The 15,543-nt window shown below is 67.2% G+C and carries 14 protein-coding genes and 1 pseudogene; 10 read left to right on the plus strand and 5 right to left on the minus strand.

Annotation, left to right across the window (positions count from 1 at the left end; translation table 11 throughout):
- Positions 1-62 precede the first annotated feature (62 nt).
- Positions 63-557, plus strand: coding sequence for an Lrp/AsnC family transcriptional regulator (locus ABIB14_RS15530; protein ID WP_354236815.1), 495 nt, complete (start codon positions 63-65; stop codon positions 555-557).
- Here ABIB14_RS15530 and ABIB14_RS15535 read toward each other — a convergent pair.
- A complete protein-coding gene (locus tag ABIB14_RS15535; protein WP_354236816.1) occupies positions 527-991 on the minus strand; it encodes an Lrp/AsnC family transcriptional regulator in 465 nt (154 codons plus the stop codon). The genes ABIB14_RS15530 and ABIB14_RS15535 overlap by 31 nt on opposite strands.
- A gap of 322 nt (positions 992-1,313) precedes the next feature.
- Between ABIB14_RS15535 and gluQRS the strand changes: the two genes are divergently transcribed.
- On the plus strand, positions 1,314-2,210 hold the full coding sequence (gluQRS, locus tag ABIB14_RS15540; protein WP_354236817.1) for a tRNA glutamyl-Q(34) synthetase GluQRS: 897 nt from the start codon (positions 1,314-1,316) through the stop codon (positions 2,208-2,210).
- A 9-nt stretch (positions 2,211-2,219) separates the two neighbouring features.
- Positions 2,220-2,837, plus strand: coding sequence for an HD domain-containing protein (locus ABIB14_RS15545; RefSeq protein ID WP_354236818.1), 618 nt, complete (start codon positions 2,220-2,222; stop codon positions 2,835-2,837).
- Here ABIB14_RS15545 and ABIB14_RS15550 read toward each other — a convergent pair whose 3' ends face one another.
- The 3 genes and pseudogenes from ABIB14_RS15550 to ABIB14_RS15560 form a co-directional block, all read right to left on the minus strand.
- A complete protein-coding gene (locus tag ABIB14_RS15550; protein WP_354236819.1) occupies positions 2,838-4,154 on the minus strand; it encodes an ATP-binding protein in 1,317 nt (438 codons plus the stop codon).
- A 118-nt stretch (positions 4,155-4,272) separates the two neighbouring features.
- Complete coding sequence (locus ABIB14_RS15555; protein ID WP_354236820.1) at positions 4,273-4,890, minus strand: uracil-DNA glycosylase family protein; 618 nt, start codon at positions 4,888-4,890, stop codon at positions 4,273-4,275.
- 863 nt (positions 4,891-5,753) lie between these two features.
- Positions 5,754-7,186 (minus strand): annotated as a pseudogene (locus ABIB14_RS15560) (HNH endonuclease).
- Positions 7,187-7,285: 99 nt separating this feature from the next.
- Between ABIB14_RS15560 and ABIB14_RS15565 the strand changes: the two are divergent.
- Positions 7,286-7,807, plus strand: coding sequence for a hypothetical protein (locus ABIB14_RS15565; RefSeq protein WP_354236821.1), 522 nt, complete (start codon positions 7,286-7,288; stop codon positions 7,805-7,807).
- Positions 7,808-7,821: 14 nt separating this feature from the next.
- Here ABIB14_RS15565 and ABIB14_RS15570 read toward each other — a convergent pair whose 3' ends face one another.
- Positions 7,822-9,375 carry an amidohydrolase gene (locus ABIB14_RS15570; RefSeq protein WP_354236822.1) on the minus strand — a complete coding sequence of 518 codons (1,554 nt, stop codon included), beginning with the start codon at positions 9,373-9,375 and terminating at the stop codon, positions 7,822-7,824.
- A gap of 387 nt (positions 9,376-9,762) precedes the next feature.
- Here ABIB14_RS15570 and ABIB14_RS15575 point away from each other — a divergent pair, with 387 nt between their 5' ends.
- From ABIB14_RS15575 to ABIB14_RS15600, 6 genes are all read left to right on the plus strand, one after another.
- Positions 9,763-10,143, plus strand: a complete 381-nt coding sequence (locus tag ABIB14_RS15575; protein ID WP_354236823.1) for a DEAD/DEAH box helicase family protein — start codon at positions 9,763-9,765, stop codon at positions 10,141-10,143.
- Positions 10,140-11,195 carry a zinc-dependent alcohol dehydrogenase family protein gene (locus ABIB14_RS15580; protein WP_354236824.1) on the plus strand — a complete coding sequence of 352 codons (1,056 nt, stop codon included), beginning with the start codon at positions 10,140-10,142 and terminating at the stop codon, positions 11,193-11,195. Before ABIB14_RS15575 ends, ABIB14_RS15580 begins: the two co-directional genes overlap by 4 nt.
- Before the next feature lie 55 nt (positions 11,196-11,250).
- The gene (locus ABIB14_RS15585; protein ID WP_354236825.1) at positions 11,251-12,891 is read left to right on the plus strand and encodes a DUF4389 domain-containing protein; all 1,641 of its coding nucleotides are present in this window, start codon (positions 11,251-11,253) and stop codon (positions 12,889-12,891) included.
- Positions 12,892-12,988: 97 nt separating this feature from the next.
- Positions 12,989-13,768, plus strand: a complete 780-nt coding sequence (locus ABIB14_RS15590; protein ID WP_354236826.1) for an SDR family NAD(P)-dependent oxidoreductase — start codon at positions 12,989-12,991, stop codon at positions 13,766-13,768.
- A 116-nt stretch (positions 13,769-13,884) separates the two neighbouring features.
- Positions 13,885-14,604, plus strand: coding sequence for an SGNH/GDSL hydrolase family protein (locus tag ABIB14_RS15595; RefSeq protein WP_354236827.1), 720 nt, complete (start codon positions 13,885-13,887; stop codon positions 14,602-14,604).
- A 57-nt stretch (positions 14,605-14,661) separates the two neighbouring features.
- Positions 14,662-15,543 (plus strand): cytochrome c oxidase assembly protein, encoded by an 882-nt coding sequence (locus ABIB14_RS15600; protein ID WP_354236828.1) that lies wholly within the window; start codon positions 14,662-14,664, stop codon positions 15,541-15,543.

The following is a 15,543-nucleotide window of genomic DNA, read 5'->3' on the forward strand; positions in this document are numbered from 1 at the left end:
TTTCGTCCCATAAGTGTTTACTTATTTAGCCCGGATTCCGGTGTCAACGGTAAGGTTATTGCGTGATTGACCATACTGACAGAAATATGTTGCGCTACCTCCGCGAAGACGGACGGATCACTGCCACGGCGCTGGCGGCGAAGGTCGGGCTGACTGTGGCGCCGTGCCACCGCCGGCTCCGCGAACTGGAAGCCTCCGGAGTCATCCGCGGCTACCGGGCGGACATCGACCCGGCCGCCGTCGGCCTTGGCTTCGAGGCGATTGTCTTCGTCACGCTGCGGCAGGTGGACCGTGTCACCATGGAGATCTTCGAGCACCGGGTGGCGGAGAACCCCAATATCGTCGAGGCCCAGCGGCTGTTCGGCGAGCCCGACTACCTTTTTAAGGTCATCGCGGCGGACCTCCCGGCGTACCAGCGCTTTTACGACGCCGAGCTGACCTCGCTGCCCGGCGTCGAGCGGCTGACCTCGACACTGGTCATGAAGAACCTGAAGCCCAATACCGGCCTCCGGTTTAAGCAGCCCGCTCAGTCGCCCAGCAGCCCCGTGGTCCGGTAAGGGATGACCTCGCGCAGGAACATGCTCGTGGAGGTCCGCACTATCCCCGGGCACAGGCGGATTTCTTCCGAAACGCGGTAGAGATCGTCCGGGCTGGTGGCCACCACTCGGATCAGCAGGTCGGTGTCGCCGGCGGGCGCGTGGCACTCCAGGACCTCCGGGATCTTCCGCAGTGCCGCGATCGCCTCATTCAGGTGGCTCTGGTCCAGTTCGGCGCTCACAGCCGCCGCCACCCCGCGGCCCAGCGCGGACGGCAGTACCCTGCTGCTGTTGGGCCGGAGCGCCCCCGAGGCCGTCATTCGCTCCAGCCGGGCCTGGACGGTGCCGCGGGCCAGACCGAGTTTCTGGGCCAGCACCATGATGGGCATCCGGGGATCCGCGTCGAGGGCCAGGAAAATCCGCCGATCCGTAGCGTCGAGCTGCAAACTGATCACTCCCTGCTCATCATGGAGACGCTTGTTGGTCAGTCTGACCAGTCGGGGTAGCGTCCGTTGCACCAACTGTATGACTACTGCTCAAATAGTGACAACAAAGGGATGCGGGCCACCGCCGGCACCCGAAGGCTACAGGTTCCCCGGCACACCTCCCGGACCCTGGATGTGGCCCCCGCAAGGAGCCCGCCGCTGATTGACTCTTGTTCACGCATCGTCTTTCCGCACACCCATATCGGCAAGAGCCCCTGAGCCCCCGACGTCGGATCTTCCGAAGTCATCGGTGGCTGAGGGGCTCTTGTGTTGCCCGGCATAGGCTGGTGCCATGACAGCAGCCGGACGCTTCGCCCCCAGCCCTTCCGGTGAACTGCACGTGGGCAACCTCCGCACCGCCATCCTCGCCTGGCTTTTCGCCAGGTCCACGGGCCGGGCCTTCCTCCTGCGGGTCGAGGACCTGGACCGGGCCCGCGCAGGTGCGGAGGAGGAGCAGCTCCGCGATCTGGCGGCGATCGGCGTGAGCTGGGACGGCGCCGTCGTCCGCCAAACGGACCGTGAACCCCTCTATGCGACGGCCATCGAGCGTCTGACCGGCGCCGGCCTGAGCTACGAATGCTTCTGTACCCGCCGCGAAATCCAGGAGGCGCCGTCGGCCCCGCACGCACCCCAAGGCGCATATCCGGGTACCTGCCGGAACCTGGGCGACGCCGAGCGTGCCGCCAAGCGTGCCGTCCGTCCGGCGGCGCTCCGGCTCCGCGCGGAAGTTGCGCAGGCCACAGTGCTGGACGTCCTGCACGGCAGCTTTACCGGGGTGGTGGATGACTTTGTGCTCCGCCGCAATGACGGCGTCACGGCGTACAACCTGGCCGTGGTGGTGGACGACGCCGCGCAGGGCGTCGACCAGGTGGTCCGCGGCGACGACCTGCTGCCGTCCACCCCGCGGCAGGCCTACCTGGCTTCCCTCCTACATATTCCTGTTCCGGAATATGCGCATGTCCCGCTGGTCCTGAACGCCGATGGCGCGCGGCTGGCGAAGCGTGACGGCGCCGTCACGCTCGCGGACCTGGCTGCTGCCGGAGTCCCGGTGGACCGCGTGCGCGATGCGCTGCTTGCCTCGCTGGGCTTGCCCGCCGGCGCCCTGCACCAGGCGCTCACCTTCTTCGATCCGGCAGTGCTGCCGCGGGAGCCGTGGGTGTGGGCCGGGGTGGGCGGACGCGACGCGTAGGCTGGAATCATGTCAGAACCAGAGTTCATGGAAGCGCGCGGCCCGGAGCCCCGATTCACTGTCGAGACGGCCAAGGTCCTCGCCGAGGTGGCCCACAACCGGCAGAAGGACAAGCTCAAGCGGCCCTACCGCGAGCATGTGATCGCCGTCGGCGATGCGTTGGCTGACTTCGATGACGACATCCGGATCGCCGGCTACCTGCACGACATCGCTGAGGACACCCCCATGACGCGGCAGGCGCTGCTGGATATGGGCATTTCCGAGCGGGCCGTGGACATCATCGAGCGGGTCACGAAGCGCTTCCACGAAAACCCGGACGACTACGAGGCCGGCATCCGCTTCATCGCCGAGGACCACGACGCCACCCTGGTCAAGATCGCGGACAACGCACACAACTCGCTGCCCGAGCGGGTCAAGGCGCTGGCCGAGAAGTGGCCGGACAAGCCGCCGGTCACCCGCTACGACGACGCCCGGCCGGTGCTCTACGAGGCGGTCCCGGTGGAGGAAATCCGCAAGATCCTCGCCCGGATCAACCCGTGGCTGTTGGAGGAACTCGACGCCCGGCTCGACGAAGACGACGACACGGACTACGAAAACCTCTCTTACGAAAGCGCGGCCGAGGACTAATTAGACACGGCCCAGCAGGTCGATGTCCTCGAGGAAACTTTGGTGGACCTCCGGACTGACGGTAGTCCGGGTGTCCGCGATCGCGTCGAGGTAGTCCTGCGTGGCGGGGCCCTTCCGGACCGCCTCGCGGACTGAGACGGCGCCCCCGGAGGCCGCGCCGCCGTCGTCGTACACCGCCTTCTCCAGCGCGCGCTGGGAGGCGCTCCGGGCCGCGTATTCGATGTCCGCGGGGGAGAAGCCCTCGGTGCGGTCCACCAGCAGCTCCACGTCCACGTCGTCCACCACGGCGGCGGGGATGAAGCGCTGCCACATGGCCTCGCGGGCCAGACGGTCCGGCAGGCCGATCGGGATGACGTAGTCGAAGCGGCCGTGGCGCAGGAACGCGGAGTCCAGGGCGCGGATGAAGTTAGTGGCGCAGACCAGCAGCCGGCCGGGCTGTTCGCGGAACGCCGGAATGATCTTGAGCAGTTCGTTGGTGACGCCCTGCAGCGGCGACGGCGGGTCCCCGGCGCGCTGCGAGGCGATCTCCTCCACCTCGTCGATGAACACGACGGCGTGCTCCAGCTCGGCGATCTCCAGGAACGTCTCGCGCAGGGCGCCGGCCAGGCCCAGCGGGTCGGAGGCAAGCCGGGAGGGGAAGACCTCCACGAACGGCCACTCCAGCCGGGAGGCGATCGCCTTGGCAAAGGTCGTTTTCCCGGTGCCGGGCGGGCCGAACAGCACGACGGCGCGCGGCGGGACTACGCCGTACTCGTCGGCGAGGTCGGCTTCGGCCAGCGGCAGCACGAGGCGGCGTTCCAGGAGTTCCTTCTCGTTGTGCATGCCGGCGACGTTTTCCCAGAGGTCGCGGGCCAGGATCCGGCCGCCCAGCTGGCTCAGCGGTTCGAGCTCCTGGCGTTGGACCGGGATTTTGCGCTCGAAGTAGCGCAGGTTTTTCTTCAGCACAAAGCCGCGGCCCAGAAAGGCCTCCACCCTGGTTTCGGACTCCGGCATAAGTGCGGAGAGCTTGTTCAGCCCGTGCGGGGCCATCCGGTTTTCGACCGCGGCCAGCAGGGAGGTGCCGATGCCGCGTCCGCGGCATTCGGGGAGGGTGGCCAGGAAGACGATCCAGCCCTGGTCGTGCGCGGCGCGGCCGACGGCGGCACCCACCACCTGGTCGCCCAGCACCGCAACCACGGCGTGGTCCTTTTCGCAGGAGGCGAGGACCTCGGAAAGGGCGTAGACCGGTTCGACGTTGGTGGCCTTGAGGGATTCCCAGAGGTGCAGGATTCCGTCCAGGTCGGCCGAGTGGAAATCCCTGATCCGCCAGTTGGTCATGTGGTGTCTCCCGGGTGGTTCGTCGTTGAGCCAGGTGGAACTGTTCCTCCGAGCTTAGGCGAACTGCTGGCCCCGGGGCGCTAGACCGGCGGCGCGGGTCGCTGGGCAGGTACGGGCCTTAGAGGTGCTGGATGCCTGCCCGCTGCATCGCGTCCTTGTACACCGCGACGTTCTTGGCCAGGAGTTCCTCCTGCTTGGCCGCCGAGACGGCGAAGGCCCGGCCGCCGAGGGCGGTGGCCTTGTAAATCTTCACGCCGCGGTTCTTCAGCGAGGAGTGGTAGGTCTTTTCGAAGAGCGTCAGGAAGGCGTGGGCGTCGGCGCCGTGTGCGATGACCGCCGTGGTGCGCTTGTTGATCTTCATGAACTGCCGGAACGGCCGCAGCCCGTCGGTCTTTTCCTGGACGTTCAGGGCGGAGGGCAGTTCCGGGTCGCGGACCCAGGGGTATGCGTTCCACGGCATCACGTAACGCGGGTCGAGCTCGACGGCGTCATAGATGGAGGTGGCGCGGCGGGCTGTCTCGTCATCGTTGAAGTGGGAGACGAAGCCCGACTCGGTGCCCTTGCCGGGCGCGATATGCAGACTGACGATCCGGCATTCGTCCTCGTCATGGATGGGGTCGATGTAGGGGACCACGGACCCCGGCTTCTTTTCCATCAGTTCGTCGCAAAGTTGAGTCACGGCCGCGATGTTCGGTTCCTGCAGCAGCGCCTTTTTTTCGTCCCAGTCAATCGTCACGATTTCTCCCTCAGCACTCGGCGTCCAGAATCAGGCGTCTCGTTCCACTCTACGCGTTCAGGCCGGGGGACGTTTTCCGGGAGCCTCGGGGGCTTCGGGCCCCTAGGCAGGACTCTAGGGTGCGGCGTACGCTTAAATTGCGCCTGCAGGTAACCATCAGATTTTCCGGGTCGTTCAGGACATGCAAATGTCCGAGCCAGCTCATAGCGAGATCGCGAAGTTACCTGCAGGTCCTGCGTGCGTAACGTGGGAGATATCCTCGGGCTGGTTGCGGCACTAACGGGACGTTAGTCCGAGCGGGAACCGGCGCGCGCCGGAAGCGTGCCGTTGAGGGCAACGTTGTGGGTAAAAAGGCGAGACTCCAGCGGTCTGGCGGGTTACGCTCCCATCATGAAGCCTCGGGGGATCATTTTGCTTGGCCTGGGTGTCCTCGCCGCTTTGTTGGCGTTGACGCTCTTGCCGGGGCGCATGCCGGGAGTACCCGTAGCGTGCCCGGCCGTGGGATACGCCTACGTGGGGCCGGTAGAGCTTGCCTTTTCCACGCAGCCGGCGTCAGTGGCTGCCTGCTTTGGGGATGGCTGCATCCCTCAGCCCGTGACGGCAGGAGCGGACGGAAAATGGCTGGTGCCGCAGTCCGCGCCATACCTGACACCGCCTGCCAGCGCCACCTCCATCTCGGTGGAGGCAACGGACACCTCGGGTGCCCGCATCTCCCGCGTCCTGCGGGTCGAAACGGAATCGACCGGGGCGCACCCCTACGGGCCTGCTTGTGGTGGTCCGTACAGATTTAAGCCCGTGCAGGTACCGCTTGGGTGAAAGTCCGACGGCGTCCGCGGGGACGAGGGCAGCGTTTCGGCCCCGTCTCAGGCGGCGGCTGCCCTGGGATTGGGACGCTTCAGTGCCTTGGCGAGGTGCCGGAGTTCCCGTCGGTGGCGGAATGCTGCCGCCTCCCGTTCCGCCGTTCCGGGCAGCGGTGGTGCGGTGGAGTGGTAGCTGTGGCCGGTGGGGGTGGTGAGTTGGAGTGTGTGTCTTCGGTGCCCGGGCGCCGGTTCCGGGGTGGGTCGGGCGCTCCAGCCGGGGGTTTCTTTGGTGTGGTTACAGGCGTCGCAGAGCCCGGCGCCGTTGCTGGTGCTGGCCCTTCCGCCGCCGTGCCAGGGGACGATGTGGTCCAGGTGTCTGATGGGGGCGTCGCAGTACGGGGTCCGGCAGGTGTGGTCGCGGGCCTGATGAAGCGGCGCAGCCCGGCGGGGAAGATCCGGGCGCGGGAGTCCATGGCGACCAGTTCGCCGGTGCCGGGGGCGGTGTAGAGCCTGCGCAGCCAGGTCGTGAAGGCGGCCTGGTCGTTAGCGCCCGCGGCTCCCGGAGCCCGGGCCGGATTTTGGCCGGAGCCGCTTTCCTGGAGCAGTGCCCGGGCCCACCCGGCGGGGACCACGCCGTAGCCGGGGAGCCGGGCGGGTTCGCTGTCGGCCTGGAAGAGGGTGCGGTCGGTCATGACGAGCTGGATTTCGATGCCGCTGATCCCTCCCGACGTCCCGGTGGTGCGTTCGACCAGGGTGTCGGCCATGAGCTGGCCCCGGGTGCGGGGATCCCCGGCCGAGCGAAGAGCGTCGGCGTGCCGGGTCAGGGCCGCGTGCATGGCCACGCCGGCGGCGACGGGCAGCAGGGCCGTCAGGTAGCACATGGTGTCCGGGGCCGGGCGGAGACTGACGTGGCGTTCGGTATCGGCGTGGGCGGCGCGCTCGGTCACGGACCGCGGGTCGCGCCGGTACGCGGCGGCCCGGGCCGCGGCCACAATCGCCCGGTCGCCCGCTCCGTCGTAGGTTCCGGCGTCGGCGGCGAGCTCCTCGTCCACCGCCGAACGGTCGGCGGGGGTCAGGCAGGCGGTCTCCCGGACCAGGAGGGTGGCGCGCCATTCGTTGAGCTGGCCTGTTTCGAGGGCGGCGAGGGTGTGCGGCATTTCGGTGACGAGGGCTTTGGCCAGGCCGAGGAGCCGCCCGCCCCGGGCCGGAGATTCGCGCCGGGCGAGGGCTAGTTGCGCGGCGACGCCGGCGCCCTGCTGCTCGGCGGGGATCCCGGCGTCGGCGTGTTCACTCCGCTGCCGCAGGTCGAAGGCCACTGCGTACCGGGCCTGGAGCGCCGCCGCGGCGGACTTCAGGTCCTCGAGTTCGCGGAGTCCATCGATCAGCCCGGCGCTGTCGGCGGGCGGCCGTGCGATAGCCAGGCTGCGGATCATTTCTGTGACCGTAACCGCAAGCGTTGCCTTCGACGCCGCTTCGGACCCCTGCTCGCCGTCCATGGAAACAGTCAATCATCCACCTGTGACAATGTGGCTGGCCACCGGACTGCGTATCCGTAAGCTTTGAAGCAACGTCCGCGCCGCCGAGCCAAGGAACCCATGATCAACCGACAGTCCCTGAAACACGACGGCTTCACCGGTTTCCGGCCGCTCGCAGAGCTGGACATCAACCGGATACCGCAGAAGCCCGGAATTTTCGCAGTGCTGCGGCCCGACGGCACTGAGTCTGCAGGCCTCAGGCCGCAGTTTCTCGCCAAAAGCACCGCGGGTGTCTTCAAGAAGAAGGACCCCACCTTGACGGCGGCAGCGCTCGACGCCGAATGGGTCGAGGGCGCCGACGTCCTCTATCTGGGCAAGGCCGGACCTGGGAGCAAGGGGAACCGCGGGCTGCGCCGGCAGATCCAGGAGTTCGTTGACTTTGGCGCGGGCAAGCCGCCGGGCCACTGGGACGGACGGCTGATCTGGCAGCTCGCCGCAGCGAATCGGCTCGTCATCGCCTGGAAAGAGTTGCCCCCCGACCAGCTCACCGCGGCCGAAGCCGGATACCACGCCGCCTTCGTGGAGGAGTACGGCCGGCTGCCCTATGCGAATCTGGTGCAGGCCCGCGTGAAGGGCGCTTAGCCGTGTGCGGGCCGCTAAATCCCGCCCCGGTGCGTGAACCGCCCCGCCAGCAGCGTCGCGGCCACCGGCATCTTGGCAAACCCGGCGTCCGGCACCGTCAGCGGGTCGGCGTCGAGTACGACGACGTCGGCCGGGTCGCCGACGCTGATCCGGCGCCGTCCGCGCGACGATGCCGCCAGCGCCTCCTGCCGGGTGAGAGCCTGCTCCGGGTGCCACGGACCCCGGCCGTCCCCGCGTGCCCGGGTGGTCGCGGCGGACATCGTGGTCCAGGGTTCCAGCGGCGCCACCGGGGCGTCGGAGCCGAGCGCCAGCGTCGCGCCGGCGTCGAGCAGGGAGCGCAACGGGAACGCCCGCTCGGTCCGGCCCGGCCAATTCGAGTCGGCTGCGTCGCGGTCATCCAGCGCGTGGGTGGGCTGCACGCTGGCGGTGAGGCCCAGGCCGCCGAACCGCGCGAAGTCCTGCTGCCGGACAAACTGGGCATGCTCAATCCTGCCCCCGATCCCTGCCGCAGCGAACGCGTTTAACGCCACCTCGTTGGCGCCGTCGCCGATCGCATGCACCGCCGGGACAAACCCTGCATCACGGGCCCTTAGCAGCAGCTCCAGCAGCTCCGCCTCACTTACCGTCAGCATTCCGTGTCCGCCGTTCGGGTACGGATCCACGCAGTACGCCGTCCGCGTATTCAGGGACCCGTCGATCAGCACCTTCAGCGGTCCCACCCGCAGGAGTCCGCCGCCCCCGGGGACCGGCTGGCCGGTCCGCATGCCCTCGCCGACTGCGCGGTCCAGGTCCTGCGGGTAAACGCCGGCATCCACCCGAAGATAATCGAAGCCCGCCGCGATCCGCCGCAGCCAGGGGTCCCTGTTCCAGGCCATCTCGAAGTCGACAATCCCCACGATGCCGCGTGCAGCAGCGGCCCGTCCGGCGTCACCGATCAGGGCGTCGACCGCCTCGTCGGGCAGGCGCCCCAGTTCCCGGGTCAGCTCAAAGGCTGGATCTTCGCGCAGCAGCCCGTTCGCGCCCACCGTCACGCCGTAGCGGGTGGCCGCCGCGCTATTGAGCCACACACAGTGCAGATCGTGGCTGATCAGCGCCGAAGGGACGCCGGCCGTCGCGTCGTCGAGCAGTTCGAGGCTGGGCGTGTCCCCCCAAACGGCGTCCCGGAATCCCACTCCCACGAGCGTCGGGCCACCGGCATCGGGGCCAAACGCTGCCCCGCCGGAGGCGCGGTATTCAGCTGGAGCAGAACGCTGTTTGGCCAGATGGGAACCCACGACGGCGGCGGCCTCCCGTGCGGAAGCGGCGCCGGAAACGTCGATCCGTCCGGCGGCCAGGGCGCACTGCGTCATGTGGACATGCTCATCCCATAACCCCGGAATGACGAAGCGGCCGTCGAGATCCACTACCTGCGTGCCGTCCAGTGCCGGGCCGGCCACTGAGCCCGCAGGCACAATCTGTGCAACAACGCCGTCCGTAATGAAAATGTCACAAAGCAAAATTTGGCCGGGCTGCCTAACTGCGGAGAGGACGACGCGCGGCCGGGCGGGATCAGGGGCGTTATTCGGCATAGGAACAGGCTAAAGCAGCGATGAAGCGCCAACACTTCCTTTCACATTGGCCACTGCGCCCCCACGCCTCCCTTGCCTGCTCGCCGCGCGCCACGGGCAAGGGACTTAAGCCCCCTTGCCCGTGAACGGCGGCGAAGCCATTCTGGAGTTGGGGCGGTTCCTGCACGGCTATTGGGGGACGAACCGCTCCTTCAAAAGTATCGGTCTCGCTAGGACCTGGAGTGGGGAAAAGGCGGTTGCACTTTCCGGCTTGGGTAGGAAAGGCAGGATACCGGCCACTATGAGCATTCGATTCTTGACCGCAGCACACCGTCGACAAAGAAACCTTTTTCAGACACGTTATCCGCAGGGCGCGTCTGCAACACCGCGAATCAGCTCCGATGCCACATGAGTCACGTGCGCCATCTGAACCACGCGAGCCGCGCTCGGTCATTCAACGCACACCCGTCCCACGGCAATCAGCGCATCAAGGTAGTGATCCGGATCGACCGCACCGAGGAAAGCGCCCGGGTGGAGGTGCGCGGCGTCGTCACGACCGACAACATCCGTGCCGTCTACGTCGTCTGCCGCCGCGTCGCCATTAAACTCGCCGGCTACGAGCTCGTCGTGGATCTCGCCCACGCCCGGGTCACCGCGGCGGCCTTAGAAGAAGTCCGCGAGCATGCCCGCCGGGCCATTGTTTCGTCCGGCATCGACACCTCGGTCACCCCGTGCCGCCTGCGGATCGTCGATCCGCAGGTCATCCTTAGAACAAAGGAACTCGCATGAAAGCCCTCGTGTACGGTGGTCCGGGCCAAAAGTCCTGGACGGAAGTTCCCGATCCGACGATCCAGAATCCGACCGACGTGATCGTCAAGGTGGACACCACCACCATCTGCGGCACGGACCTCCACATCCTCAAGGGCGACGTTCCCGCGGTCACCAAGGGCCGGATTCTCGGCCATGAAGGCGTAGGAACCATCACCGAGACCGGGTCCTCCGTGACCAGCCTCAAAGTCGGTGACCGCGTCATCATTTCCTGCATCAAATCCTGCGGACACTGCGCCAACTGCAGGACGGGCCTCTACTCGCACTGCCTCGGCGAGGAAGGGCAGTCGGGCATCGGCTGGGTCTTTGGCCACCTGATCGACGGTACGCAGGCCGAATACGTCCGCGTTCCCTACGCCGAAAACTCGCTGCACCTGCTGCCGGAGGGCGTGAGCGACGAGCGGGCTGTGATGTTGTCCGATATCCTCCCCACCGGGTTTGAGATCGGGGTGCAGTACGGCCGGGTCAAACCCGGCGACACCGTGGCCGTGATCGGTGCAGGGCCGGTCGGCCTCGCCGCGATCGCCACCGCAGGCCTATACGGCGCCGCCACCATCATCGCCGTCGACCTCGATGCGAACCGGCTGGAAAAATCCCGTGAGTTCGGAGCTACCGACCTCGTGCTCTCCGGGGACGCCGACTGGAAGGACCAGGTTCTGGCCCTCACCGACGGGCAGGGGGTGGACGTGGCCATCGAAGCCGTCGGCATCCCGGCCACCTTCGGCATGTGCACCGAGATTGTCCGGCCCGGCGGCAACGTGGCCAACGTGGGGGTGCACGGCAAATCGGTGGAACTGCACGTGGAAGACCTTTGGATCCGGAACATCAACATCAGCATGGGCCTGGTCAACGCCAACACCACCCCCATGTTGCTCAAGCTGGTGGCCCAGAACAAGGTGCCGGCGGAGAAGTTCGCGACCCACCACTTCACTTTCGACCAGTTTCTGGACGCCTACGACACCTTTGCCCGCGCCGCGGAAACGAAGGCCCTGAAAGTGGTCATCAGCGCATGAGCGCCTACCAGGCGGCGTCATGGGAAACGCCACTGCTCGGGGAGTTGGGCCGGCCATGAGACCGGGCCGGATAGTCATGCTGGTGCTCGGCACGCTTGCTGCGTTGCTGGGCCTGGGACTCTTGGCCGGGGCCGGCTTCACCGGCTGGGCCAACTATCAGCAGCGCGACGGCGGCTTCGTCACCACGCCGTCGGAGCGCTACACCGTGGACTCGTACGCCCTCACGTCGCCACGGCTGAATGTCATGGTCGACGCCGGCCCCTCCGGCGTCGACACGGTGGCGATGGCCGCCAGCGTGTCGTTGCAGGGCTCCGCCGCCGACTCCGCACAGAAGATCTTCATCGGCATCGCACCGCAGGCGGATGTGGCGACGTACCTTAACGACGTCAAACACTCCGAGCTCACCGAGGTCCGCTTTTCGCCCTTCCGGGCCCAATATCGTGATGTGACCGGCACGAAGACGCCCGCCCGGCCTACAGACCAGAACTTCTGGACGGCGTCCGCCACCGGTGCCGGCACCCAGGAACTCAAATGGGACCTTCGCTCCGGGAACTGGGCCGTGGTGATCATGAACGCCGATGCCACCGGCCCGGTCTCCGTGGACCTCCGCGGGGGCGCCCGCTCCGACCTGCTGTGGCCGGTTTTCCTCGGGCTGCTGATCGGCGGAATCGTGCTGCTGGTCGCCGGCGTGCCGCTGATCGTGGCCGGGGCAGCCGGGCTGGGCCGCGGCGGGCCGCACGGCCCCGGCCAGCAACCCGGGCAAGCCTACGGGACCCCCGCTGCGTCACCATACGGCGCGGCTCCGGGTCAACCGGTCGCAAAGACTCAGTACCCTGCGGCTTCCTTGGCCGCAGCCGCTCCGCCGGGTGGTTGCGTCTATCCGGCGCGGCTCAGCGGCTATCTGGACCCGCAGCTGTCCCGCTGGCTCTGGCTGGTCAAATGGTTCCTGGCCATCCCGCACTTCATCGTGCTGTTCTTCCTGTGGTTCGCTTTCGTGGTCACAACCATTGTGGCCGGGTTCGCGATCCTCTTCACGGGGCGCTATCCGCGCTCGCTGTTCAACTTCAACGTGGGCGTGATCCGCTGGAGCTGGCGGGTGGCCTTCTACACCTATTCGGTGCTCGGGACAGATCAGTACCCGCCGTTTACGCTGGCGCGGACCGGCTACCCGGCGGATTTCGACGTCGACTACCCGGAGAAGCTCTCCCACGGGCTGGTGCTGGTGAAGTCCTGGCTGCTGGCCATCCCGCACCTGCTGATTGTCGGTATCCTCACCGGGACCATGCGCGGCTGGGGCGGCGACGGATACCGGGCCGACGTGGAGTGGGTCCAGCAGAACGCCGGCATCTCCTTGATCGGGTTGCTGGTGCTCATTGTCGCTGTCATTCTGCTCTTCACCGGCCAGTACTGGCGAGGCCTGTTCGACTTGCTGTTGGGGCTGAACCGCTGGATCTACCGCGTCATCACGTACGTGGCCCTGATGCGGGATGAATACCCGCCGTTCCATCTGGACATGGGACCGACTGACCCGGGGGACCTTCAGCCGGTCCTGACGGCGGCGCCGCCCGCGGGGCCGCCGGTGGCCCCGGGCTACGAACAGCCGGGCCCGGCCGGGGGTAAGCCGGGCCAGCCGCCGGACTTCTATGGCATCGGCGGCCCCTCCGCGTCAGTTCCACCGGAGCAAGCACCGCTCTAACCTTGACCGGACGCCCAAGCCCCTTTCCCCTTGCCACCGGACCCCGGCGAGAACATAGTTGAGGGAATTCACCACCCGCGGCATAAGGCAGGGACCGATGCTTACTAACGAAGCGCCGACTCGCGGTTTGCTGCAGGGCAAGACGGCGCTGGTCTACGGAGCCGGCGGCGCGATCGGTGGAGCGGTGTCACGGGCCTTCGCGGCCGAGGGCGCCATCGTCTATCTCGCCGGCCGCACCGAATCACGGCTGGAGAAAGTCGCCAGGGACATCAGGGAGGAAGGCGGGCGGGCGGAAATTTCCGTCGTCGATGCACTGGACGAGGATCAGGTGGGCGCCTTCGTCAACGCCGTGGCCAAGAAGGCCAAGCGGATCGATATTTCCTTCAATGTGATTTCCTTCGGCGACATCCAACAGCCCCTGATGGAAATCGATGCGAACGACTTTACCCAGCCGATCACCCTGGCCGCCCGAACCCACTTTCTGACCACCCGGGCCGCGGCAGGCTATATGGTCAAGCAAAAGTCCGGCGTGGTGTTGATGTTCGGCGGCTCCGGCCCGCAGACCCTCCCCGGGCTGGGCGGCTTCAAGGTGGCCCTGGATGCGATGGAGGGCCAGCGGAGGCAGTGGGCACTGGAGCTGGGCAAATTCGGCGTGCGCGTCGTCACCATGGTCTCCGGCGGCATCATCGAGACCATTCCCTGGCAGGTGGAGAGCCGGGAGGAAATCGTGCAAGAGATCGCAGAGGCCGCCCACCTTGACCGCACCGCCACCCTGGCGGACGTCGGAAACGTGGCGTGCTTCATCGCCTCGGAAAAAGCCGGCGCCATCACTGATGCCACCATCAACATCTCCAGCGGCGCGATCGTGGACTACTGAGATTTTTCGCTTACCCGTCCGGCCCCGGGCAATACCGATGAAACATTTAAGGGAGGACAATGGCTGGATAGGGTGCCGGACCGGGCGCCCGCTCATCTGCGGCAGGAGGCGTAACTATGCGGACCAGCGCGTCCCTCCAGCTGCGCCACCGCCGGCTTGCAACGGCGGCAGTGTTGCTCTGCCTGGTGCCGGTGGCGGCGGGCAGTGCGCGGCAGCCGGCCATCACGGCGGCTCCGTCGGCCCGGGTTGTGGTGGTCGGCGACTCGCTGAGCACCGGACACGGCACCTCGCCGGAGCAGGCATGGCCGGCCCTGCTCCGGACCGACCCTGTCCTCGCCGGAGTCCACGTGGTCAACGCTGCAGAGAACGGCAGCGGCTATCTCAGACCGGGCGATTCTGACGGCACGTTCGGGAGCCAGGTGGACCAGTTCGTCACCCCCGAAACCGGCGTCGTGGTCTTCTTCGGCTCGGAGAACGACCTTGGCTACGCCACGAGCGCCCTCGGTGACGCCGCCTCGGCCGCGATTACACACGCGGAGGCCCTGGCCCCGGCGGCGAAGATCATCGTGGTTGGCCCGCCTTCGTATTCCGGCGACCCCGATCCGGGGCTCCTGGACATCCGCGGGCAGCTCAAGTCCGCGGCGCAGGGGGCCGGCGCCGAATTCGTCGACCCGATTGCGGAAGGCTGGATCACCGACGACGTCGAAGACTTGATCGGCCCCGACGGCGACCACCCAACGGTGGCCGGGCAGCACTACCTCCTTGAACGACTCGCCGCCGTCATCGAGCAGGCGTCGCCGGCGTCCCCCGCCGCGCCGGGACGGCCCGCTGAATGACGTGCCGCGCGATGATGAGCCGGGCGTACTCCAAGCAAGAGCGGCTATCCTGAGCCGATGCCGCCCCTCGACGTCGTTCTCACAGCCTGGCAGCTCGACTGGACCGCACTGGCGGCCATGGTGGCCTCCGGCGTGCTGTACGGACTCGGGCTCAAGGCTGCCGCGGCAAAGGGACGCCGTTGGCCGCTTTGGCGGACCGCGGCGTTCTACGTCCTTGGCCTTGGCTCCCTGACCGTGCTGACGTGCGGCTTCACGGGCGTCTACAGCGCCCAGCTCCGGTGGGCGTTCACCCTGAAAATTACGCTGATGCTCTTTGTGGTGCCGCTCCTGATCGGCCTGGGGAAGCCTCTTTCCCTGGCCCGTGCGGCACTTTCGCCGACGGGTACCGCGCGGCTGGACGGCGTGCTTTCCAACCGCATGGTCCGCGTGGTGAGCAACTCCATGGTGGCGCCGCTGCTGGGGTTGGCGCTCTTTTCCACGTTCCTCACCCCGGCGTTCTATACCCTGCGCACGAATCCATTGGCCGAGGCGCTCTTGACCCTCGGGATACCCTTGCTGGGCCTGCTGATGGCTCTCCCGATCATCGAGGAAGCGGACTTTCACCGGTCCAGCGCGTTTATTACCCTGGAAATCCTGTTCGTCTTCATTGAGCTCCTGATTGACGCGGTACCCGGCATCCTCTTGCGCCTGAACGGCCAGGTCCTTGACCACATCACCACCCGGCAGTCGACCCTGGCGTGGTTCCCGGATGCACTGCGCGACCAGCAGCTCGCGGGTGACCTCCTGTGGTTCATCTGCGAAATTGTCGACCTGCCGCTGATCATCCTGATGTTCATGCGGTTCTCCCGGAGTGACGGGCGCGAGGCCCGCGGCTTCGATGAGCTGACCGACGAACAACTCGACGCACTGAATGCCGAGCACCTGCGGCGCGGCCGCTGA

The sequence above is a fragment of the Arthrobacter sp. UYEF3 genome (assembly GCF_040546245.1).
In the GTDB taxonomy this organism is placed as follows: domain Bacteria; phylum Actinomycetota; class Actinomycetes; order Actinomycetales; family Micrococcaceae; genus Arthrobacter.

What these genes read in the sequence shown, in the direction of transcription:
- ABIB14_RS15590 (WP_354236826.1), top strand. Translation starts at nt 12,989, where the DNA reads ATGCTTACTAACGAAGCGCCGACTCGCGGTTTGCTGCAGGGCAAGACG.
- ABIB14_RS15545 (WP_354236818.1), top strand. Translation starts at nt 2,220, where the DNA reads ATGTCAGAACCAGAGTTCATGGAAGCGCGCGGCCCGGAGCCCCGATTC.
- ABIB14_RS15595 (WP_354236827.1), top strand. Translation starts at nt 13,885, where the DNA reads ATGCGGACCAGCGCGTCCCTCCAGCTGCGCCACCGCCGGCTTGCAACG.
- ABIB14_RS15585 (WP_354236825.1), top strand. Translation starts at nt 11,251, where the DNA reads ATGAGACCGGGCCGGATAGTCATGCTGGTGCTCGGCACGCTTGCTGCG.
- ABIB14_RS15550 (WP_354236819.1), bottom strand. Translation starts at nt 4,154, where the DNA reads ATGACCAACTGGCGGATCAGGGATTTCCACTCGGCCGACCTGGACGGA.
- ABIB14_RS15600 (WP_354236828.1), top strand. Translation starts at nt 14,662, where the DNA reads ATGCCGCCCCTCGACGTCGTTCTCACAGCCTGGCAGCTCGACTGGACC.
- ABIB14_RS15575 (WP_354236823.1), top strand. Translation starts at nt 9,763, where the DNA reads ATGAGTCACGTGCGCCATCTGAACCACGCGAGCCGCGCTCGGTCATTC.
- ABIB14_RS15565 (WP_354236821.1), top strand. Translation starts at nt 7,286, where the DNA reads ATGATCAACCGACAGTCCCTGAAACACGACGGCTTCACCGGTTTCCGG.
- gluQRS (WP_354236817.1), top strand. Translation starts at nt 1,314, where the DNA reads ATGACAGCAGCCGGACGCTTCGCCCCCAGCCCTTCCGGTGAACTGCAC.
- ABIB14_RS15570 (WP_354236822.1), bottom strand. Translation starts at nt 9,375, where the DNA reads ATGCCGAATAACGCCCCTGATCCCGCCCGGCCGCGCGTCGTCCTCTCC.
- ABIB14_RS15580 (WP_354236824.1), top strand. Translation starts at nt 10,140, where the DNA reads ATGAAAGCCCTCGTGTACGGTGGTCCGGGCCAAAAGTCCTGGACGGAA.